Below are 21,133 nucleotides of genomic sequence, written 5' to 3' on the forward strand. Positions count from 1 at the left end.
CTCCCACCCCGGGCCCCCCCCCCCGCGGGGGCGCGCCCCCGACCGCCCGTGGGTCAACACCGCCCACGGCCGCCCGGGGGCCGCCCACCGGGCTTCGCGGCGGCGCTGAGCTCAGCGCCGCCGGCAAGCCGGGTCGCGGCGGACGCGAAGAAAACCGCCTGATCAGGCCCGCGCCGGTCACCGCCGGGGTGAGCGGGGGGCCGGGGTCGCGGAGAACTGGCCCTGCCAGCTGGCCTGCGCGCCCGAGTCGCCGATGCGGTAGATGTCGTAAGCGGCCCCGCCGGCGATGAGGATGGCCGCGGCCGCGAGGACGGCCGTGACGGGCGTCGAGCGAGGTGCGAGGAAGGTGCGGCGGGGGAGGGGCAGGCGGCGAGGGGTGTCGGTGGCGGGGAGGGTTTCGCGGTGGCGCCACCAGATCACGAGGGCGAGCGCGGCCACGCCGATCGCCGAGTAGATCGCCGTGTCGCCGAGTTCGGTGTGGGCGCGCACGAGGGGCGTGGCGGGCACCCGGCGTTCGAGCCATTCGCCGGCGTCGGTGGTGATCGGGACGAGGATCAGGACCAGCACCGACAGCACGGCGTTCGGGCCCGCCAGCTTGCGCCGCGCGGCGGGCCAGAGGGCGGTGAGGACGAGGAGCAACGCCGAGAGCGGCAGCAGGACGACGATGGCGTGCACCAGCAGGATGTGGGCGGGCAGGCCGTTGAGCGTGGTCATCGGTTCCTTCGGGGGCAAGGGTTTCACGGGCTGGTGAACGACGGCATGGGGGTCCGGGGCGGCGGACGACGGCGAATGGAGCAGCGGGCGAAGGCAGGGCCCGAGGGTCGGGCTGGGGCAAAACGTCCGAAGCAACCGGCAGCCGGAGACGGGCCGGCGCCCGCGCCGAGTACCCGACGGTCCCGTCCCGGGTGCGATTCCCGGTCAGCGGCCGCGGCCACGCGCACCCTTCCGGTTCGGTCATCGGTGGGCGGCGTCGAGCGCGGACTGCAGTGACTGGAGGTAGCCCTCCGAGGTGTAGGTCGCGCCGCTGACGGTGTCGATCTGCGCGTTCTGCGCCTGCAGCGTCTCCTGGTTGAGCACGGGCACGGCCTCGGAGTTGATGCGCACGTCGCGGCCGGACTCCTGGGGTACCTGGAGCACGCGGGCGTCCGTGATCCGCCCGCCGGACACGGTGATCTCGACTTGGACCGGGCCGTACGGGGTGTCTGCGGCCTGACCGCTGAACGTCCCACCACCGGCCGCGGAACCAGGAGTTGCCGAAGCCGGCGGCGTGGCCGGGGCCGAGGTGCCCGAAGGCGGCCGCACGACCCCGGGGAGCCGGGCGTTCGCGGCAACGGGGTCCTGGTTCGTGCTCGTGTGGTAGCTGAACAGCAGCACGAGGACCGAAACGGTGGCCGCGAAGGCGATGGCGATTCTCCGCACGACGAGCTCCTTACCAGCCGAACCGTTCGAAGTGGATCCGTTCGCGCGGGACCCGGCACTGCCACGCGCACTCCGTCACCGCCGCGGCCCACTCACCGGGACCGCAGACGTAGACGTCGTGCTCGGCGATGTCGGGCACGAAGTACCGCAAGACGGTGTGGTCCGGCGCCGAGGCGTAGAGCGAAGGCAGCCAGGACCCCGGCGCACGATGCCCCGGCAGGTAGTGGATCCGCACGCCGCGGGTCCGCGCGAGGTGTTCGAGCTCGTGGTGGAACAGCGCGTCGGCCGAGAACCGGTAGAACAGCACGGCTTCGCCCGGCCCGTACGGCAGTTCTTCCAGCAGTGCGCGCAACGGCGTGATCCCGATGCCCGACGCGAACATCGCGACCTTCCGTCCGGTTCGGACAGAGCCGGTGAGCGCGCCGTACGGGCCTTCGAACCACACCCGCGTCCCGACGGGAAGGGTCGCGAGCCGCGCGCTGCCTGGGCCGAGGTCCCGCGCGGTGATCCGCAGGCGCCGCCCGTCCGGGGCGGCGGACAGCGAGAACGGCTTGCCCCGCGTCCAGCCGGTGCCGTGGCGGAACCGCCACACGAAGAACTGCCCGGCCACCGCCGGCAACCGGTCGAGCCGGCGCCCGCGCAGGTACAGCGAGACGACGCCGGCGCCCTCGCGCACCACCCGGTCGACCACGAGCCGGTGCCGCAGGCTCAGCGTCAGCGGCAGCCCCACGCGGAACACCAGCAGCGCGCCGGCCGCGGCCGCGTAGGCACTCCACCAGAACACGGTCGCCGCGGGCGAGGCCGTGAAATCCGTCCCGGTCCACAGCTGGTGCGGCAGCGCGAGGCCGGCGCCGAGGTAGGCGTAGAGGTGCAGCAGGTGCCACGACTCGTACCGCAACCGGCGCCGGGCGGCCCGCACCGATGTGACGACGACCAGCACCAGCGCGAGCGTGCCCGCGGTCGCCAGGAGCATGCCCGGATACGTGGTGACCAGGTTCCAGACCTCCGCGAGCAGTCCGGTGTGGTCGGTCGCGGCGTAACCGAGGGAGATCAGGACAATGTGCAGGCACAGCAAGACGAACGACGTGAACCCGGTGAGCCGGTGCCGCCGCGCCAGCGTGTCCTGGCCGTAGCTGCGCTCGACCCACGGGATCCGGGCCATCAGCAGGACCTGCAGCAGCAGCAAGGCCGCGGACAGCAGTCCGGTCAGCCGGCCCGCGGACGTCAGTCCGGACGCGAGGAAACCCAGCTGCTGCACACCTTGGTCCGCCACCCACAGCGCGGTGACGAACAGGAGCGTCGCGCACGCGACCAGCCCGGCCGCGTCGCGCCACCACCGGCGGACCGGGTGGACCCGGCGCGAGGGCGGGGCCTCGCCGGGCCGGAGCGTGAGGGGGGCGGTGAACATGCGGGCTCTCCTGGTCGTGACGTGGTGTCACCACCTTTCCGGAGCCCGGTTAGTCCCCGGCGTGATCCGGGTGAGAAAACGGTAAGAGCCGATCACCGCCGACCGTGAACCCCACCACGGCTCCACCACCCGGGCGCGGGCGGGCGAACACGGCGCCGTCGTGCGCCAGGGCGGTCTCGCGCACGATCGCCAGGCCGAGCCCGGAACCCGGCAGCGCGCGGGCCGCGTCGGCGCGGTGGAAGCGGTCGAAGACGTGCGGCAGGTCGGCTTCGGGGATCCCGGGGCCGCGGTCGAGGACCTCGATCTGTCCGCTTCGGACGGTGAGCTCGATCGGTTCGGTACCGCCGGCGTCGAACTTGACGGCGTTCTCCAGGAGGTTCGCGACGGCGCGTTCGAGCCGTCGCGCCTGTCCGGTCGCGAGGGTGTCGTCGGCGTCCACCACCACGGTCCGGCCGGACCGGCGCCGCACCCGTTCGGCGGCGCGCCCGGCGACCTCGGCCAGTTCGACGGGTCCGGTTTCCTCGCTGTCGTAACGCCGCGTCGCGAGTTCGACGATCTCGGTGATCAGGTGGGTCAGCTCCCGGGTCTCGCCGTCGACGTCGTCGAGCAGCCGGGCCCGCGCGTCCGGCGCGAGCTCGTCGAACCGGCGCATCACCTGGGCGTTGGTGCGCAGGCTCGTCAACGGCGTGCGCAGTTCGTGCGCGGCGTCCTGCACGAGCCGCTCCTGGTCGGCGCGGGCGTCGGCGAGCCGGCCGAGCATGCGGTCGAAGGACGTGGCCAGGCGGCCGACCTCGTCGCGTCCGCCGGTGGGCACGCCCGCCTGCACGAGGCCCCCGTCGCTCACCTGCTCGGTCACGGCCGTGAGCCGCACCAGCCGGCGCGTGATCTGGCGCGCCAGCAGCCAGCCGGCCAGCGCGGCGGCGACGAGGACCGCCGCGCTGACCAGCGTGATCCGCGTGGCGAGGGAGGTGAGCACGTGGCGCGACTCGTCGACGTCGATGCCGAGCTGGCTCGCACCGCGGTCCCGGCCGAGCGCGACGGTGATCACGCGGTAGTCGTCCGGGCCGACGGTCAGGTCGCGGTAGGCGTGCTCGCCCGGGCGGCCGTTCGCCGCCAGCGCGCGGTCGGTGTCGTCGACGGTGAACGAGACCCCGGGTCGTCCCCCGATCCGCCGCACGGTGCCGTCCGGGGCGATGGCCTGCGCGACCATGGGCTGGGCCTCGTCGTGGTCGTTGTCGTGCGGGCCGCGGGCGAACGGGCTGGGCGCGAGCACCTGGGCGGCGCCGGCCTGGACCTCGGCCGACGCCGTGAGCAGCGAGCGGTCGAGCTCGTCGCTGATCCGCTGCGACGCCGTCTGGTAGCTGAACACGCCGACGAGCACGCTCGCGGCCGCCCCGACTCCGGCGAACGCGATGGCGAGCTTGCTGCGCAGGTTCACGAGGCCCGCACCGAATAGCCGACGCCGCGCACGGTCCGGATGACGTCCGCCGCTCCGGCCTTCTCCAGTTTCCGGCGCAGGTATCCGATGTAGACGGCCAGGTTCTTGGAGTCCGAACCGAACTCGTACCCCCAGATCCGCCGGTAGATCGTGGTGCGGTCGAGCACGATCCCGGCGTTGCGCACCAGCAGCTCCAGGAGGTCGAATTCGGTCTTCGACAGGTCGAGCTCCTTGTCGTTGCACCGCACCCGCCGCGCCGCCGGGTCCACGGTCAGCCCGCCGAGCCGCAGCACCCTCGGCGCCGCGGCGTCGGGCGACGTCCGCCGCAGCAGGGCGCGCAGCCGCGCGAGCAGTTCATCGAGGTCGAACGGCTTGACCAGGTAGTCGTCGGCACCCGCGTCGAGCCCCGCGACCCGGTCGGGCGGTTCGACGCGCGCGGTGAGCATGAGGATCGGTGTCGGATCGCCGTCGGCGCGCAGCACGCGGCACACGCCGAGCCCGTCGACGCCGGGCATCATCACGTCGAGGATCAGCACGTCGAAGCGGTCCCGCCGCGCCACGGCCAGCGCGGCGACCCCGTCGGTCACCTCCGTGACCTCGTAGCCCTCCAGTTCCAGCGCGCGCAGCAGCGATTCACGGATCGCGCGGTCGTCGTCGGCGAGCAGGACACGGGGCTGCATGCCGCCATCATGCCCCGTGACCCGGGCCGGGCGCCGAGCCCGGGCACCGGGTCGGCGGTCGCGCCGGGGCCGGCCGATCAGCCAGGCGGCGGCCGCCGAGGCTTGCTCCAGGGCCTCGCCGAACGGGGTGCCGAGATTCAGCGTCGCCACGAGCGCGCCGGCGAACTCGTCGCCCGCGCCCGTCGTGTCGGCGACGGTACCGGGGGAACGCCGTGCGGCCCGCAGCGTCGAGCCGCCGGAGGCCGCCAGTGCACCGTCCGCCCCGAGTGTGATCACGACCGACCGGCACCGCCTCGCCAGCGCGCCGAGTGCTTCGGCGGGATCGGTCACCCGCACGCCGAGCTCCGCCAGGACGGCCAGCGCCTCGCCGCGGTTGGCGATGAGCGGGTCGGCGGACGGCAGCAGGCCGAGGTCGGCGTTGCCGGCCGGCGAGCAGTTCCAGGCGAAACGGACGTCGTTCTCCGCGCACCACCGCGCCGCCGCCGCCACCGCCGGGGCGGGCACCTCCGCCTGGGCGAGCACGGTTCCCGCCCGCGCCCGGGTGAGCGCGCCGGTGACGTGGTCCGGCCTCAGCCGCCGGTTCGCCCCGGGGACGACGACGATCGTGTTCTCGGCCGCCGCGTCGACCGAGATGAGCGCCCGGCCCGACGGTGCGTCCACAGTGGCCAGCAACCCGACGTCGACACCGCGGCTTTCGGCCGCCAGGCGCAAGGTCTCGCCCGCGGTGTCGGGCCCGAGCGCGGCGACCAGCGCCGCCGGCCCGAACCGCGCGGCCGCGATCGCCTGGTTGAGACCCTTGCCGCCGGGTGCTTCGGTGTATCCGTCCGCGAGCACCGTCTCGCCGGGCGAGGGGAGGGCGCCGACCCGGGCGACCAGATCGAGGTTGGCCGAGCCGACGACCACCACCCCGCGCCGGACGCCGGTCACCTGCCCCCCATCCCGGAGTTCGCCAGTCCGCTGATGAACCGCCGCTGCAGCAGGAGGAACAGGATCAGCATGGGCGCGATCATGATGAACCCCGCCGCGCTGATCAGCGTGAAGTTCTGGGTGAACCCCTGCTGGAAGGTGAAGAACGTGGTGGACAGCGGCATCCTGCTGTCGGACTGGATCATCGTGACCGCGAACAGGAACTCGTTGTAGGCCGACAACCCCGTCGTGAGCGCGACGGTGAGCAGGCCCGGCAGCATGTTCGGGAGCACGATCCGGGCGAACACGCGCAGCTCGCCCGCTCCGTCCACGCGAGCGGCCTCCTCCAGTTCACGCGGCAGCCCGAGCATGAAGGATCGCAGCAGCAGGGTCCCGAACGGCGAGAACAGGCCGCAGTAGATGAGGATCAGGCCCAGCCGCGTGTCGTAGAGCCCGGCCTTGGCCCACAGGTAGAACAGCGGGACCAGGAACATCTGCGAGGGCAGGGCGCTCGCCACGAGCAGGTAGGTCATGAACGCGGACGCGCCGCGCACCTTCAGCCGGGCCAGTGCGTAAGCGGCGAACGCGGCGACGACGCAGGTGAGGACGATCGTGCCCAGCACGACGACCGCCGAGTTCTCCAGGCCCGCGCCCATGTTCGCCTGCGTCCAGGCGTCGGCGAAGTTGCGCCACTCCCAGGTTGTGGGCAGCCCGAGCGCGCCGGCCGCGTACTGGCTGTCGGTCTTCAGCGCGTTGAAGAAGAACAGCACGATCGGCCCGAGGGAGAAGATCGCGAGTGCGGTCAGGATCACGTAGACGGTCGTGCGCCCGAGGACGAACCGGCCGCGGTGCCCGAGCCACCGGGCCGGCGCGGCCGGGGGCTTCCGGGAAACCGCGGGGGACGGTGCGGTGACGCTCATGTGTCCCACTTCCTCACCTTGCGGATGACCAGGTAGATCGTGACGACGACGCCGCTGATGAGGGCCATGACGACGCCCACGGCCGAGGCGTAGCCGCCCTGGAGGTTGGTGAACGCGTCCCGGTAGGACACCGTGGACAGCAGGTCGGTCGACCCGGCCGGGCCGCCCTGCGTGAGGATGAAGACGTAGTCGAACGCCAGGAACGACCAGATGATCGTCATGAGCCCGAGGAAGGCGAAGGTCGGGCCGATCGCGGGCAGCGTCACCGAGAGGAACTGCCGCCCGGCGCCGGCGCCGTCCACTCGCGCCGCTTCGTAGAGGCTCCGGTCGACCCCTTGCATCGCGGCGAAGAAGACGACGACCAGGAATCCCCACCAGGCCCAGTTGTTGACGAACTCGACCGTCCACAGTGCCAGGTCGGGATCGCCCAGGGGGTTGAGGTGCAGCAGGTTGCCGAGGCCGTTCTGCGGGTCGAGGATGCTCCGCCAGATCGAGGAGTTCACGACGCTGGCCACGATGTAGGGGATGAAGTACAGCGTCCGGAACAGCAGGCGGAACCGGACGATCCGCGAAAGCGCGAAGGCGCCGAACAGTCCCATGGCCATCGGGACGACGAGGAAGAAGGCCGTCCAGAGGAGGTTGTGGACGAGGCCCTGCACGAACTCCGGGTCCCGGACCAGGTCCGCGTAGTTGGCGAAGCCGACGAACGTGGCCTTGCTGCTGATGCCCGTCCAGTCGGTGAAGGAGTACCAGACGGAGAAGGCGCTGGGGACGAGCACGACGACCAGGTTGAAGACGATCAGCGGCACGAGGAACAGCCAGCCCGAGACCCTGCGGTCGCGCAGCTTGCTCCGGACGCCGCCGCGCCGCGCGGGTGCGGCGCGGCGGGCCGGTTCACGGCTCAGGACGGGGGACGCGGTCATCGGATCTGCCCTCCCGGCTTCGGGGCGGTGGGGACCCGGCCCTCGGCCTTCTCCGTCTCGAACCGGGACGCGATGCCCTGGCAGTACTCGGCGGCCGACAGCCGTCCGGTGATGACGTTCTCGAAGTAGTCGATCAGGTAGGTTTCGGTCTGCTGCGGGAAGAACGTCCACGTCGTGTACCCGACCGAGGTCGCCGCCGACAGCTCCGAGTACAGCCGCACGATCCGCCGGTCGGCCCGTGCGGAGAAATCGGCGGTCCCGAGGTGGATGGGCGGCGGCTCGAAGCTCATCTGCTCGACGGCGGAGATGATCGTCGTGACGTCCGTGGTCAGGAAATCGAGGTAGCCCGCCGCGGCGGCGGTGTCGCGGAAGTTCGTGTTGATCCCGGCGGCCTGGCCCACCGCCAGATCCCAGACGACCGGCGGCACCGCGTCGCCCAGCGAGGGCACGGTCGTCCACTGCCAGGTGGCGTCGTTGCCCGCGGCTTTCCCGAAGTACGGCGTCAGGTTGGCGAACTCCCAGGTGCCCGAGAGCATCGCGGCGGCCTTGCCCGAGGCCAGCTGCTCGTAGATCGTCGGGAAGCTGGTGGTGAAGTACAGCCCCACGTCACCGCCGAACCAGCCCTTCGCGAAGTAGGACGCCAGCCGGTCGATCGCTTCGACGAACACCGGATCGGTCCACTTCGTCTCGCCGATCAGGGCCGAGTACACGGCGTCGGGACCGGCCCCGTGGTTGAGCGCGACCCCGACGAACCACTCGTTCGCGCCCTTGTAGTCGGCGTTGCCCGCCGCGATCGGGACGCGGCCCTTCCCCTTGGCCTCCGCGCAGAAGTCCTCGAACTCCTCCCGCGTGGCCGGCACGCTCAAGCCGAGTTCGTGGAGGGTGCCGGGATTGGTGTAGAAGGCCATGGTTTCGTACGAGGTGGGCAGTGTGACGAGCTTGCCGTCGATCCTCGACGCGGCGAGCGCCCACGGCGCGAACTTCTCGCCCCAGCCGTAGTGGCTCTCGAACTGCCCGAGGTCGGCGAGGTAGCCGGCGGACCAGTACGCGGACACGAAGCTGGACGGGCCGGGGGTCACGATGATCGACGGCCCCGACCCGGCCGCCAGCGCGGTCTGGATCAGGCGGTCGATCGTCCCGCCGGACTTGGGTGTGAACCGCACGGGGTACTTGCCGTGGTACGCCTCGGCGAAGTGCCGGCGGAAGTAGTCGTTCTGGTCGGCGTTGTCGAGGTTGTTCCAGATCGTGATGACGTCGGAGTCGCCGGAACCTGCCTGACCGCACGCGCTCAGCAGTGCGGTCAGGCCCAGCGCACCACCGGCCCCGAAGAACCGGCGACGGGTGAATTCGGCCATCCTCATCTCCATTGACAAAGGCGGCGGGGGCGGGACCCGGTGGGTCCCGTGTCCACCTAGCGGCTTCGGGGGAACCGCACCGTGCGAGCGGCGAGATCCGAGATCACGGAGTTGTCGAACCCGAACAGCGCGGAGCGCGTCCGGTCGTGCAGCGGGTCGATCAGGTGGGCCGGCAGTCCGGCGGTCCCGGTGAGGATGCCGGCCACCGAGCCGACGGTCGCGCCGTTGGAGTCGGTGTCCCACCCGCTCATGACGACCTTCCCGACGGCGTTCGAGTAGTCGCCGTCGGACCACAGCAGTGCGGCGGTGACGGCGGCGGCGTTGTTCACGGTGTGGATCCACGCGTAGTGGCCGTACGCGGAGTGGATCTCGGCCACCGCGGCCTCCCAGGACAGCCCGTCGGTGCGGAGCTGCTGGACGTGGGTGATCGCTTCGTGCAGCCGCGAGCCCTTCGGGACGACGGTGAGCGACGTGTCGATCGCTTCCGCGGCGTCCGCAGCGGTGAAGGCGCCGGCCACGAGCGCCGCGGCCCACAGCTCGCCGTACACGCCGTTGCCGGTGTGCGACAGCGCGGCGTCCTGGTAGGCGAGCGCCGCGGCGGCCCACGGATCGCCGGGGTTGACGTAACCGAAGACGTCGCCGCGGATCTGCGCGCCGATCCACTCGCGGTACGGGTTGCGGAACCGGGCGGTCTCCGGCACCCGGACGCCGTTGACGAGGTTGACGTAGGCGGCCCGCTCCGCCGTGTAGACCTGCTCGACGGGGAACAGCGACGTCCAGGCCGAGCCGACGTCCTGCGGTCGCAGGGCGCGGCCGTGGGTCTCGAGCAGGTGCAGCGCGAGGATCGCGTAGTCGATGTCGTCGTCGCGCGCGGATCCGTTCACGCGGCCGCGGGTGGTCTCGGGCCAGTTCTCGCGGAACTCGAAACCCTCGGGCATGGGGTCGAGCACCGGGAAGTAGTCGGTGAGCGGGTACGCATCCGCCAGCACCAGGTAGTCCTTGATGCGGGCGACCGTCCAGTGGTCGCCCGACTCGACCGGCTTGCCGAGGTTGCACCCGGCGATGCGGCCCAGCCACGCGGCGTGCACGCGGTCGGCGTAGCTCTCGGGATCCGTGACTTGGCCTTGTGCGGGTGCCGCCGCCGCCCGGATGTCGTCCAGGGACTCGGGTTCCTCGTACGCCCAGCCCGGCGCGCGCGTACCGCCGGCCATGCCGTCGACGAGGGCGAGCACCGCCGCGCGGTCCTCCGGATCGGTGGCGTTCGCGGCGCGTACGACGTCGTCCACGTCGTACCCGCTCTCACGGCGCTGGGCCACCTCGTCGGCGAGGAGGTCTTTCGGGACGAGTGCGTCGAAGGTGGTGTGCCGGTATGCCTCGTCGAGTTCGACGGCGGGGCTGGTCGGCGTTGCGGTCATGGGTGTTCGGTCCCTTTCCGTCGCGGTGCAAATCGATTTGCGTCTGCTGGTGCTGCTGTCTCCGGGCGGCCGGGCCGGTCAGGTCGACTGGCGGGTGACGAGGCGGGTTGGGAGAGTCGTCCGCCGGTACGGCGCGTCGGGCCCGCTTTCCACGCGCCACAGGATGGTCGCGGCGCACGCCTCGCCCACGGCCGACGCCGGGTTGACGACGGTGGTGAGCGCCGGCGTCACGAGACTAGCCGTGTCGATGTCGTCGAACCCGACGATCGCGACGTCGTCGGGGACGCGCAGGCCCGCTCGCCGCGCGGCTTCGATCGCGCCGATCGCGATCAGGTCGTTGGCGCACAGGATCGCCCGGGGCCGGTCGGGGCGGGCCAGCAGCCGCGCCGCCGCCTCGGTGCCGCCGTCGCGGGTGAACGGCGCGTGCTCGACCCAGTCGTCGCGCACGTCCGCCCCGGCAGCGGACGCCGCGGCGCGGAAGGTGTCCACTCGCAACGGGCCCGCCGAGGCACCCTCGAGCCCGCCGATGAACGCGAGTTCGTGCACGTCCTTGTCGCGCAGGTGGCGAACGGCTTCGGTGAGCCCGCGCACGTCGTCGGTGAGCACGGTGTCGGCCGGGATGTCACCGTCCTCGGTCGTCGTGATCACCAGGGGAGTGGCCGGGCCGACGATCTCCCGGACCTCGGCGGCCGACAACGCGACGGGTTGCATGACGATGCCGTCCACCCCGCGCGCCACCATCTCCTCCAGGAGCTTGCGTTCGGTCTCCGCGTCGCCGTCGGTGTTGCCGATGAAGGACACGTAGCCCTCGGCCTCGAGCCCGTCGTGGATCGCCCGCGCGAGCGCCGGGTAGTAGGGGTTCGCGATGTCGACCAGCAGCAGGGCGACCGACTGCGTGCGCCGGCTGCGGAGGCTCTTCGCCACCATGTTGGGTCGGTAGTTCTGGTCCTCGATGGCCTCGAGGATCCGCTTGCGCGTCTCCTCCGACACGGCGCGCTTGCCGCTCAGCGCGTGTGAAACGGTGGTGGGGCTGACCCCGGCCGCGGCCGCGACACTCTGGATGCTCGAGCGGGTCCTGCTCGCCATCGCCACCTCCTCGGGGTTCGGTGTGCAAAACGTTTTGCGCACCGGGTGGCGGACATCGTAATCGCAGGAGTGGTGCAGCTGTCAACGGTCTTCTCCGGCGAGCTCCGGCAACGCACCGGGCCGGGGCGGCGGCCGCGTCGGTGGTCAGGGGCGCCGGGCGTGCCACGCGGGCTGCCGGTGTCGTCGAACGCGGCGGAAGCGTCCTCAAAGGACCCTTCGGGACGCGGTGGGCGGGACCCCGCCGGGTGGCGAGACTGTCCGAAAAGGACGGAATCGTGGACGCCGGACCGCGTGGTGAGCCGGCGTCGCCGCGGCCCGGCATGATCGTCGCGCCGCCGCGGCCCGGCTTTCCGCGGTGGGTCAGAGGGTCATCGCGAGCCAGAGCGCGACCCACGCGGCAGCGCAGACAGCGATGACGGCGGCGATGATTTCGGCGGCGGCGGTGAGCGGACGGCGGTGGTGCCGGTTGCGGGTGTGCATGGCGACTCCTCTCCCTCAAGATCATCGTTCGTCACCTGAGGTGAGGATGCAATGGTGACCCCCCGGGACGGGGGACCCCCGGACGGGGGGGGGGGGGGGGGGGGGGGGGGGGGGGGGCCCCCCCCCGCCCCCCCCCCCCCCCCCCCCCCCCCCCCCCCGCCGGGGAGTTTCAACCGATCGCACGGGTGACGTGCGCGGCGATCGCCTCGTACATCCGGCGGATCACCTCGGTTTCGCCGGTCATGATGTCGTAACCATGGTCGACGTCGGGCACCTCGAGGTATTCGGCGAGCGCCCCGGCCGCCTCGAGCTTGTCCGCGTACCGCTTCGCCTCAGCGCGCAGCCGGTCGAACTCCGCGGTGACGACCAGCGCCGGTGCGATCCCGGCGAGGCCGTCGGCGTTGTCTCCCCACGCGGGCGAGACGAACCGGTGGCGGCGTTGCGCGCGATCGGGAACGTAGGCGGTGTCGAACACCTCGCACAGCCAAGGCTGCAGGACGGCCTTCGAGCCGAGCGGTGACGGCTTCCGCGACGGTGGTGTCGCGATGTCGAGCGGTGGGTAGTGCAGGACCTGCAACGAGATGGTGGGTCCGGTGTCTTCCAGCGCCATCCGCGACACGGCTGCCGACAGGTTGCCTCCCGCGCTCTGGCCGCCGACGCACAACCGCGTGCCGTCCCAGTCGCGCTCCGGTTCGGCTGCCCACCGAACGACGTCGTAGAACTGTTCGACGGGCGTGGGAAACCGTTTGTGCGGGGCCAGCGCGTAGTCGGTGTTGAGCACGACGACGTTGGCGTGCGCGGCGAGGAAGCGGCACCAGGCGTCGTCCTGTTCCCGGCGTCCCACGACGAAACCGCCGCCGTGGGCATTCACGTAGACCCCGGGGGCGCCGGCCGGTGCCGGCGGGAGGTAGATCGTCGCGTCGACCGCGCCGTGGCGCGTGTCGACGCTGAGGTCGGTGGTGCTGACGGTGATTTCGGGGAACCGGGGTTCGCTCGCGGGGTGGATCGCTGCGTTGATCTTGGCGGCGAACCTGCGGGCGACGACGTCGGCCACCAGCCGTCGCGACAGTACTGACATGAATCCTCGTTTCGATTCGATCGCCCGGCGTCTCGGTGCGACGGTGGTCAGTCCTGGTGCCGGCGCGCGCTGGGGTGGCGCAGGTGATCGCGAGCCACGATCTCCTCCGGTTCGAGCATGGTGATCATCTCGACGCCGGGAGCGCAGACGCACACCGCGACGAACCGGGTCCAGGCGTCCGGGTCCAGGTTCACGACCTGGTAGTGCACGACGTCGCCGCCGGGCTCCCAGAACGCCTCGCCCGCAACGATTTCCCGGGGCTCCTCACCTTCCAGCTCGAAGAGGATCTTGCCCTCGTCACCGTGCCCTGGATTCGAAGTTGTTCACCGACCGTCCACAAGGGAGATTCGATGGTTTCGCAGGCCGGTGCGGTGTTCGCCAGCAAGCAGGAGCGCGTGTGGTCGATCGCGACGGTGCTCACCCGCCTCGCGCTGGCCGCCGGGTTCCTTTCGGCCGTCGCCGATCGCTTCGGCTGGTGAGGTCCGGCGCACACCACGTCCGTCGCCTGGGGCGACTTCGCCGCGTACACCGCCTACACGCACAACCTGGCGCCCTACCTGTCCGGCGGGCTCCTCACCACCGCTGCGTGGGCCGCGACCGCCGCGGAATCGGTGCTGGGCCTGACCTTGCTGGCCGGCGTCCTCCTCCGCTGGTCCGCCTGGGCCGCCGCGGCGCTGCTGCTGGTGTTCGCGCTGTCGATGGCGATGTTCCTGAGCTGGGAAGCACCGCTGAGCGCCTCGGTTTTCGCCGCCGCGGCCGCCGCCCTGCTGCTGGCACTCTCGCCCGTCCGCACCTTCGCGTTCAGCATCGACCGGCTTTTCGCGAAACGTGATCGTGCAGCGATCGCTGCGCCGTGATGTGCTCCAGCTTACGTTGACCCTCACATCGATGTGAAGGTTTGAGAATCGCTGAGCGGCTCGGCCCGGTTCCCGTAGCGGGCAACGACCATCACCGGAGGCTTCAAGTGAAACTCGGACTTCGTCTGCCCCAGCGCTTGAGCGTGGACCTGCAGCACGACGTGGTCGAAGCGGCCAGAACGGCGGAAGCGGCCGGCTACGCCAGCCTGTGGACCTACGAACGGCTGCTCTTCCCGGAGACGCCCGTCGAACCGTATGTCGCGCTGCCGGGCGTGCCGTGGCCGGAGGCTTCACGCCAGGCCGCCGATCCGCTGGCCGTCCTCACGGCCGCCGCGGTGGTGACCGAGAAGGTGCGCCTCGGTACTTCCGTTCTGGTCGCACCGCTCCACGGCCCGCTGCAGCTGGCGAAGGAGATCGCGACCATCGACCAGCTCAGCGGCGGCCGCGTGATCGCGGGTTTGGGCACCGGCTGGTCTTCCGACGAATTCCAGGCCACGGGCGTCACCCGCGCGGACCGCGGCCGTTTCCTCGACGAGACGATGGACGTCTTCGACGCCGTGTGGGGTCCGGACCCGGTGTCCTTCCGGGGCCCTCGGGTCGTCATCGACCAGGCCGCGGTTTTGCCCAAGCCGGTCGGGAAAATCCCCGTCGTGCTGGGCGGCGGTGGCACCGATCTCGGCCGCGCCACCGCGGCCGTGCGGCGCATCGCCCAGCGGGCGGACGGCTGGCTGCCGCTGCTGGCCACACCCGGCCCGGCCGGGGCGAAGGAACTGCGCGCGAGCTGGGACCGGATCCGCGACCTGGCCACCGAACACGGCCGCGACCCGAGCCGCATGGAAATGATCGTGGTCGGCAACGTCACCTTCACCGACCGCCCCGCCGGCCCCGACCGCTCCGCGTTCGTCGGCACCCTGGCCCAGATCGTGGACGACATCCACACCGCCGCCGAGGCCGGCGCGGACGAGCTCATCGTCGACCTGAACCTGCAGGACTGGTTCACCAGCACGCGGCAGATGCTCGCAACAGCCGTGGAAATCCACGCCCGGGCCGCAGTCTCATGAGCACTTCGTGTCTCACCGCCCGAGGTCTTCTCGCCATGCCAAAACCGACGCACGCACACAGCTTCGTCGCCGGCACGGATGCCACCGGAGTCCCGCTCGTCCTGCTGCACGGCTCGGACGGCACCGAATCCGATCTGATGGGTCTGGCTGACGCAGTGGAGCCAGGGGCACCGAAGCTGGGTGTGCGCGGGACAGTGGCGACCGAGGGTGGGTATGCCTTTTTCCATCGTTTTCTGGATCGCCGGGTGAACGAAGCGGACCTTGCGGCGAGGGCACCGGTACTGGCGGAGTTCATCAAAACCACCTGCGACCGCTACCACTTCACCAGGCGGCCGGTGTTCGTCGGCTTCTCCAACGGTGCGATCATGGCCGCGGCCTTGGTGCTGACACATCCTGGCCTGCTGGCGGGCGCGATCCTGTTCAGATCGCTCTCGCCGTTCACCCACGGTCCGCTTCGCGGCTTGGACGGCACACCGATCCTCATGATCGACGGTGCCAACGACATCCGCAGATCATCCCGCGACGGTCTGAGACTGGCCGGACGGCTGCGGCGTGCGGGCGCGAAGGTGACCCATCACCTGCTACCGGTGGGACATTCGATCACCGCCGAGGACGGGGAGATCGCCGGCGAACGGCTTCGACCGCTCACTCGGTGAACGGCTGCGGACGCCGTCCCTTCCTGCGCAGGGGCCGGGGGTGGGCCCGGCGTCCACCGCACGGACCAGGTGCTCTGCAGGCCAGGTCCTCGGCGGCGAGTTCGGTGACCAGCAGCGTGATCGCCGGGTATCCCGTCCGAAAGGGATCAGAGCCGTTTGGCGGCGCGGAACGCCTTGGCGTAGGTGCCCGAACCGTCGATCAGGGACACGCCGCCCGCGTCGCCGAAGGTGGGGCCGTTCGCGACCTTGCGGCTGGACAGGACGCGGCGGTGGCCGTCACTGTCGATGCCCAGGTAGATGCCCGTGTGGGACACCTGCGATCCGAGCTGCGGTTCCAGGTTGAAGAACAGGATGTCGCCGGGCTGCAGTTCGCTGAAGTTGGTGGCCTGCATCTTCTCGTCGTGGATCACTTCGGTGCCCGGGCCGAGTTCGGACAGCGCCCACGCCCGCCGGGGCAGGCCCGGGCCCTTGGTGTTCGTGCCGAGCAGCGGATAGCCGGAGCGGTAGCCGTAGACCATGCGCACGAACCCGGAGCAGTCGAGCGACCGCGCGCGCATCGGCTCCGCGTTCTCGTGCACGCCACCGGGAAAGTCCCAGTCGACGCCGAGGTAGTCGTAGAAATCGGACTTCTCCAGGCGGCCTTCGGCGCTGTCGGGGCCGAAGCTGGCGTCGCCGCCCACCCGCAGGTTCTTCGACCGCTGGTCGGCGGCGCCGTCGGTGTACTGCAGCGCGATGGCGAGGACGTCCGGAGAGGTGTCGCCGACGGTCTTGGGCAGCCAGTCGGTGAACCACTTCTCCTTTTCCGCGCCCGCCCGCCACTGCTGCGGCGCCAGGCGGATCCAGGCGGTGGAGGTCACCGACACCTTCGTGAAGCGCGGCTCGGTGAACGTCCGGCTCGGCCCGGTGAGCATCACCGTGCGCGACCCGTCGGTGAAGGAAGCGAGCTGGACCCCCGCCGAGTCCCGGACGATCGTCCGGGGTGGGTTGTCCAGGCGCTCGTAGGTGTAGCCGCCGGTCAGCGCGGCACCGGCCGAGACCGACGACGCCGACACCGCCACGATCTCGTTGTCGTCCCGGGTCGCCACGGAGACCGCGGCCGTGCCGGACACCGCGATGACCGCGGCCAGCACCCCGATTCGCATCGCCTTGCGCATCAGCACCTCACACCGTGGGAACCAGGCCGACCAGCACCCCGCTGATCAGGATCGCGTAGCTGGCGAGGCTCACCCCGCCGGTGGCGACGATCGTCGCCACCGGCTTCTGCCGCACGAGCTGGTAGGCCACCAGCCCGGGCACGACGAAGCCGAGCGTCTGGTGGACGAACAGCAGCGGGAAATCGGCCTGCAGCACGATGAGCAACGTCGTCTGCAACACGACGCCGAGCAGGACCACCGCCGCGAACAGCCGCTTCCCGTAGAGGATCACCATGCGCTGCAAGAGCTTGGTGCCGCCGTAGGTCAGCGCGGTCATGAGCACGATGATCGCCGCGCGCCGGTAGTCCTCCACCATCGTGAGCGCGATCCAGCCGGGCGTGATCATGCCGCCGGGGGAGAGGTTCGTGGTGAGGTAGCAGACCAGCGAGAACAGCAGGCCGATGGCGAGCCCCACGGTGGCGACCTCGGGGGCGAGGGAGGTGGTCAGCATCAGGCGGCGGGTTCCAGTTTCGCGAGTTCCTCCAGGAGCAATTCCCCCTGGCCGTGGATGTTGCCGATGGCGACCAGCGACGCCTCCGGTTCGAGGCCCCTGACGATGCCGCGCAGCAGGTCCCGCGGCGGGCGGGCACCGCCAAGGTCGACGACGCGGTGGTGCCACTCGGCGGGGATCGCGGCGCGGGCGCTGCGCGTGGGTTCACCGATGAGCACGACGCGCCGCGGACCGATGCGGGGCACGAGCGCGCCCATCTGCCCGTTGCGCTCGACGCGGTCCGGCCGGCAGTTGATGATCACGTGCAACGGGTCCGCGATCGCGCCCTGGCGGCGCAGCTGGTCGATGTTCATCAGCGTGGATTCCGGGTCGTTCGCGGCGAACACGTTGGCGAAGCGCAGCAGCCGCCGTCCCGCCCGGTACTGGTGCACCTGCAGCACACCCGGATCCGGCGGCGCCGCCCACATGCCCTCGAGGGCGGAGGCGCGGTTGACCTTCAGCAGGTCGGCCACGGCGAGCGCGATCGCGACGTTCTCCTTGAAGGTGATCCAGCTGAAGCCGCGCATCTCCTCGTCGGTGACCGACTCCGGGTCGACGGCGATGAGTTCGCAGTTCCGCTTCGCAGCCTCCTCTTCGAGGATGTGGAGCCGGTCCCGCTCCGCGGTCAGGCAGATCCCGCCGACCGGCATCGAACGGCTCAGCGAGCGGGCGACGTCGTCGAGCGTCGGGCCCATCTCCGCGAGGTGGTCTTCGCGGACGTTGCACAGCACGCCGATGTTCGAGCGGATCAGCTTGCTCTGGTTGATCTCCTGCAGGTCCGGCATCACGGCCATGCATTCGATGACGAGCGCGTCCGGCCGGTACGCCGCGGCCCGGCGCACGATGCCGATCTGCTCGACGACGTTGGCGATGCCGAACTTGCGGTAGACCGGTTCCTCGCTGCCGTCCGGGTGGATGAACCGGGCCGCGGTGCCGGTGGTCTTCGCCGTGGTGACGAGCCCGCCGCCCCGCAGGGCGCCCGCGCACAGCCGGGTGATCGACGACTTCCCGCGGATGCCGTTGACGAGCACCCGCGTCGGGATGCTGTGCAGGTGCTTGTAGTGCTGCCGCTGTTCGGAGATTCCCGCGATCAGCATGGCCGACGACGCGAGCAGCAGCACGAGGTACAGGAACAGCACGTCAGACTCCGGCTTCGTCCAGCCAGCGCAGGTAATCCCGGCGGGCCTGCTCTTCGGCGGTCAGGGCCCGGGCCGGCGGCGGGTTCTGCGTGCGTGACTGGGGCGCGGGAACCTGCTGCGTCCGCACCGGCGGCCGCCGGCGCGGTCCGGCGGCCGGTTCGCGCCGCCGCTCGTCCCGCGGTGGCCCCGATTCGCCCCGGTCCCGGTGGTCGGTCCGGGCCGGCTTGCGAGCCGGAGCCGGTTCCTGCTGCGCGGCCCTCGCCTTGGCCCGCCGGGGGCCGGCTTCCCGGCGGACGCGCTGGAACAGCTCGGTCTTGTCCGTCGCCGCGCCGGCCGGGCGGCGGACCTCACCGAGGCGGTCCGCGCCCTCGGCGAGCGCTTGCCGGCAGATTTCGACGCACGAAGCGATGGTGCCGATCTCGTCGTGGCGCTGCGGGTAGACGACGTCGCCGGTGTCGCCCGCGGCGATCCGGGCCGCCGCGTCCCCGACGCGGCGCAACGGCCGCACGACGATCAGCAGGTGCCAGCCGAACAGCAGCAGCGCGACGACGGCGACGAGCAGCGCCGCCACGCGCGCGCCGGCTCGGACGGTGTTGTCCGCGAGGCCGAGCGAACCGATCGGCTGCTCGGCGACGACAACCCACTTCAACGACGCGGTGGTGCCCTCAGCCGAAAGCCGCTGTGCCGCGACGAGCGACGCGGACGTCGTCTCGCGAGCGTCCTTTCCGGACTGCGCCGCTTCCACGTTCTGGATCAGAGCGGGATCGGTGAGCGGGGCGAAGGCCAGGTAGCCCTCGGTGTCGGCGATCGTGCGCTTCCCCTCGTCGACGACGCGCACGCGGCCGCCCGCGGAGCCGAGCAGCTCGGCCATGCGCGGCACGTCGTACTCGCCGACGAGGGTGTTCGCCGAGCCGGGCAGCGGGGTGAACGCGTAGACGACCGGGACGCGGCCGCTGGTGTTGTGCTGGCGCAGGCCTTCGCCGGTGGGCAGTTTCCCGGGCTCGCGCAACGACTCGCGCCCGGCCTGCAGCACCACGCCGCCCTGCGCGTCGGCGACGTAGACGCTGCGGAAGCGGCTTTCGCTGTCGGCGAGCTGACCGAGCATGCCGCGCACCTGATCCGGCTGCTTCCCCGCGGCCAGCCGGGCGAGCGAGCGCAGATCGGTCAGGCCTTCGACGAGGCTGCGGCGCAGGGTGTCGGCCGACCGCGCGACGCGAACACCGTGCTCGCTGAGCAGCGCCGGCGAGACCTCGGCGTGCTGCCGGCCGAGCGTCGCGGCGACAGCACCCGACCACCCGAGCAACGCGAGCGAGACCACGACGATCACGAACCGGGCGGAGAACAACGGCCGCACGCGCGCCGCCGGCTTCCGCCGGCGCAGCTTGGCCCGGTAGCGCTCGACGGCGGTGGTCACCCGGTTGACCTCGCGGATCCGCGACTGCCGGACGCGCTCGGCGAGCACGCCCGCCGCGATGGCGAGAGCGTCGGTGCGCAGGCGCCGGATCGGTGCCACGACCGCGCGGCGCAGCAGCAGGAAACCGGCCGAGGCGAGGCCGAGGAGCGCGGCCGCCGGGATCAGGCCGGGCCAGCGGGCGGGCACCGGCTCGACCGGCACCCGGCTCAGCGACACCACCGACAGGCCGAGGCTCCCGCCGATCGCGCCCGACGTCACCGGCGCGTAGGAGACGACCGGGGCGGTCGGCCGGGCGGGTTCACCGCCGGCGTCCCCGGTGAGGACACCGGACTGACCCGCGCCGGCGGCCGTCGCGGCGCGGGTGAGCAGCTCTCGCGCGGCGGTGTCCTGCTCGGGCACGGCGGTGCCGAGCGAGTGCAGGACGGCGCCGTCGGTGGTGACCACGCGAACCTGCTGCCGCGCCGTTTTGTCCAGATCCCCGGTGGTTTCGCGCAACGCCGCCGAAACGACGAGGAGCCGGCCGGCCCGGGCGCCACCGAGCGGGAACGCGGTGAGCACGAGCGGAGCGGCACCGGCACGGGCGACCGGGCGGAGGGTGAGCTTGACGACCGCGACCCCGCGCAACGTCTCCACGGGCACCGGCTCGCCGTGCGCCGCGAGGACCTTGTTCTTCCCCGGGTCGTACACGGCCGTGCCGCGCCAGTCCGGATACGTCTCGCCGAGCCGGGTGAGCAGCGCGGCGTCGTCGGCGGTGTCGAACACTCCGGAACTGGCAGCGATCTGCAGGTCGTCCGCGACCGAGGAGGCCGAGGTCGCGACGCTCTGCGCGAGCGCGGTGGTCGCCCGCTGCTGGTCGGCGGCGACCTCGCCGGAAACCGCGCCCGCGGCGTCGTCCGCGTGGATCAGCGACAGCGGCCCGGCGGTCGAGAGGTAAACCGCCGTGAGAACGGCGATCAGCACCAGCAACACGAAGGTGGTCGCCGACGCGACCCCGGCCCCTCGCGGAAAACCCGCCTCGGGGATTTGCGCGCGAAGCCGCGCAGCACGGTCGACGGAGTCTCTCGGCCGGTTCACCTGGTCCCCCGGGGCCCTTTCAGTCGCTCGATCCGACAGGATCGCCGGCCTTCCGGCCGTTCGCGGAACGTTTCCACCCATTCGGGTGCCATGAACGTATCAACCAAACCGACAGTAGTGTTACAAGTCTTCTGGTTCTCG

20 protein-coding genes and 1 pseudogene are annotated in these 21,133 nt (G+C 71.6%); 4 read left to right on the forward strand and 17 right to left on the reverse strand.

Annotated elements, in window-relative coordinates; translation table 11 throughout:
* Window positions 1–177: 177 nt before the first annotated feature.
* The 13 genes and pseudogenes from ACIA77_RS45105 to ACIA77_RS45165 all read right to left on the reverse strand — a co-directional run bounded on the left by ACIA77_RS45105 (window position 178) and on the right by ACIA77_RS45165 (window position 13,317).
* Complete coding sequence (locus tag ACIA77_RS45105; RefSeq protein WP_395892336.1) at window positions 178–714, reverse strand: hypothetical protein; 537 nt, start codon at window positions 712–714, stop codon at window positions 178–180.
* 240 nt (window positions 715–954) lie between these two features.
* Window positions 955–1,419 carry an FMN-binding protein gene (locus ACIA77_RS45110; protein WP_395892337.1) on the reverse strand — a complete coding sequence of 155 codons (465 nt, stop codon included), beginning with the start codon at window positions 1,417–1,419 and terminating at the stop codon, window positions 955–957.
* Between the two features lie 10 nt (window positions 1,420–1,429).
* Window positions 1,430–2,827, reverse strand: coding sequence for a ferric reductase-like transmembrane domain-containing protein (locus ACIA77_RS45115; RefSeq protein ID WP_395892338.1), 1,398 nt, complete (start codon window positions 2,825–2,827; stop codon window positions 1,430–1,432).
* Between the two features lie 49 nt (window positions 2,828–2,876).
* Window positions 2,877–4,265 carry an ATP-binding protein gene (locus tag ACIA77_RS45120; RefSeq protein ID WP_395892339.1) on the reverse strand — a complete coding sequence of 463 codons (1,389 nt, stop codon included), beginning with the start codon at window positions 4,263–4,265 and terminating at the stop codon, window positions 2,877–2,879.
* The gene (locus ACIA77_RS45125; protein ID WP_395892367.1) at window positions 4,262–4,945 is read right to left on the reverse strand and encodes a response regulator transcription factor; all 684 of its coding nucleotides are present in this window, start codon (window positions 4,943–4,945) and stop codon (window positions 4,262–4,264) included. The genes ACIA77_RS45120 and ACIA77_RS45125 overlap by 4 nt, the downstream gene beginning before the upstream one ends.
* Window positions 4,946–5,026: 81 nt before the next feature.
* Window positions 5,027–5,872 (reverse strand): annotated as a pseudogene (locus tag ACIA77_RS45130) (PfkB family carbohydrate kinase); the annotation flags it as partial.
* Complete coding sequence (locus ACIA77_RS45135) at window positions 5,869–6,771, reverse strand: carbohydrate ABC transporter permease (protein ID WP_395892340.1); 903 nt, start codon at window positions 6,769–6,771, stop codon at window positions 5,869–5,871. The pseudogene ACIA77_RS45130 and the gene ACIA77_RS45135, both read right to left, overlap by 4 nt.
* Complete coding sequence (locus ACIA77_RS45140) at window positions 6,768–7,694, reverse strand: carbohydrate ABC transporter permease (RefSeq protein WP_395892341.1); 927 nt, start codon at window positions 7,692–7,694, stop codon at window positions 6,768–6,770. Before ACIA77_RS45140 ends, ACIA77_RS45135 begins: the two co-directional genes overlap by 4 nt.
* Window positions 7,691–9,049 carry an ABC transporter substrate-binding protein gene (locus tag ACIA77_RS45145; RefSeq protein ID WP_395892342.1) on the reverse strand — a complete coding sequence of 453 codons (1,359 nt, stop codon included), beginning with the start codon at window positions 9,047–9,049 and terminating at the stop codon, window positions 7,691–7,693. The genes ACIA77_RS45140 and ACIA77_RS45145 overlap by 4 nt, the downstream gene beginning before the upstream one ends.
* A gap of 56 nt (window positions 9,050–9,105) precedes the next feature.
* The gene (locus tag ACIA77_RS45150) at window positions 9,106–10,464 is read right to left on the reverse strand and encodes an ADP-ribosylglycohydrolase family protein (protein ID WP_395892343.1); all 1,359 of its coding nucleotides are present in this window, start codon (window positions 10,462–10,464) and stop codon (window positions 9,106–9,108) included.
* Between the two features lie 78 nt (window positions 10,465–10,542).
* Complete coding sequence (locus ACIA77_RS45155) at window positions 10,543–11,550, reverse strand: LacI family DNA-binding transcriptional regulator (RefSeq protein ID WP_395892344.1); 1,008 nt, start codon at window positions 11,548–11,550, stop codon at window positions 10,543–10,545.
* A 649-nt stretch (window positions 11,551–12,199) separates the two neighbouring features.
* Window positions 12,200–13,108, reverse strand: a complete 909-nt coding sequence (locus ACIA77_RS45160) for an alpha/beta hydrolase (RefSeq protein WP_395892345.1) — start codon at window positions 13,106–13,108, stop codon at window positions 12,200–12,202.
* 47 nt (window positions 13,109–13,155) lie between these two features.
* Window positions 13,156–13,317, reverse strand: coding sequence for a hypothetical protein (locus ACIA77_RS45165; RefSeq protein ID WP_395892346.1), 162 nt, complete (start codon window positions 13,315–13,317; stop codon window positions 13,156–13,158).
* A 141-nt stretch (window positions 13,318–13,458) separates the two neighbouring features.
* On the opposite strand from ACIA77_RS45165, the gene ACIA77_RS45170 reads away from it, so the two are divergent.
* From ACIA77_RS45170 to ACIA77_RS45185, 4 genes are all read left to right on the forward strand, one after another.
* On the forward strand, window positions 13,459–13,587 hold the full coding sequence (locus tag ACIA77_RS45170; RefSeq protein ID WP_395892347.1) for a hypothetical protein: 129 nt from the start codon (window positions 13,459–13,461) through the stop codon (window positions 13,585–13,587).
* A 132-nt stretch (window positions 13,588–13,719) separates the two neighbouring features.
* Entirely contained in the window at window positions 13,720–13,965 is a 246-nt protein-coding gene (locus ACIA77_RS45175; protein ID WP_395892348.1) for a hypothetical protein, read from the forward strand.
* A gap of 143 nt (window positions 13,966–14,108) precedes the next feature.
* A complete protein-coding gene (locus ACIA77_RS45180) occupies window positions 14,109–15,026 on the forward strand; it encodes an LLM class F420-dependent oxidoreductase (RefSeq protein WP_395892349.1) in 918 nt (305 codons plus the stop codon).
* Window positions 15,027–15,061: 35 nt separating this feature from the next.
* On the forward strand, window positions 15,062–15,682 hold the full coding sequence (locus tag ACIA77_RS45185) for an alpha/beta hydrolase (RefSeq protein ID WP_395892350.1): 621 nt from the start codon (window positions 15,062–15,064) through the stop codon (window positions 15,680–15,682).
* A 146-nt stretch (window positions 15,683–15,828) separates the two neighbouring features.
* Here ACIA77_RS45185 and ACIA77_RS45190 read toward each other — a convergent pair whose 3' ends face one another.
* Genes ACIA77_RS45190 through ACIA77_RS45205 form a run of 4 tightly spaced genes read right to left on the reverse strand, consistent with a single transcriptional unit; the run spans window position 15,829 to window position 20,878 of the window.
* Window positions 15,829–16,836, reverse strand: coding sequence for an NlpC/P60 family protein (locus tag ACIA77_RS45190; protein ID WP_395892351.1), 1,008 nt, complete (start codon window positions 16,834–16,836; stop codon window positions 15,829–15,831).
* 7 nt (window positions 16,837–16,843) lie between these two features.
* Window positions 16,844–17,326, reverse strand: a complete 483-nt coding sequence (locus tag ACIA77_RS45195; RefSeq protein WP_395892352.1) for a poly-gamma-glutamate biosynthesis protein PgsC/CapC — start codon at window positions 17,324–17,326, stop codon at window positions 16,844–16,846.
* Window positions 17,326–18,504, reverse strand: a complete 1,179-nt coding sequence (gene pgsB, locus ACIA77_RS45200) for a poly-gamma-glutamate synthase PgsB (protein WP_395892353.1) — start codon at window positions 18,502–18,504, stop codon at window positions 17,326–17,328. Before pgsB ends, ACIA77_RS45195 begins: the two co-directional genes overlap by 1 nt.
* A 1-nt stretch (window position 18,505) precedes the next feature.
* Window positions 18,506–20,878, reverse strand: coding sequence for a HAMP domain-containing protein (locus ACIA77_RS45205; protein WP_395892354.1), 2,373 nt, complete (start codon window positions 20,876–20,878; stop codon window positions 18,506–18,508).
* Window positions 20,879–21,133 lie beyond the last annotated feature (255 nt).

This window comes from Amycolatopsis sp. NPDC051903 (assembly GCF_044452505.1).
Lineage (GTDB): Bacteria > Actinomycetota > Actinomycetes > Mycobacteriales > Pseudonocardiaceae > Amycolatopsis.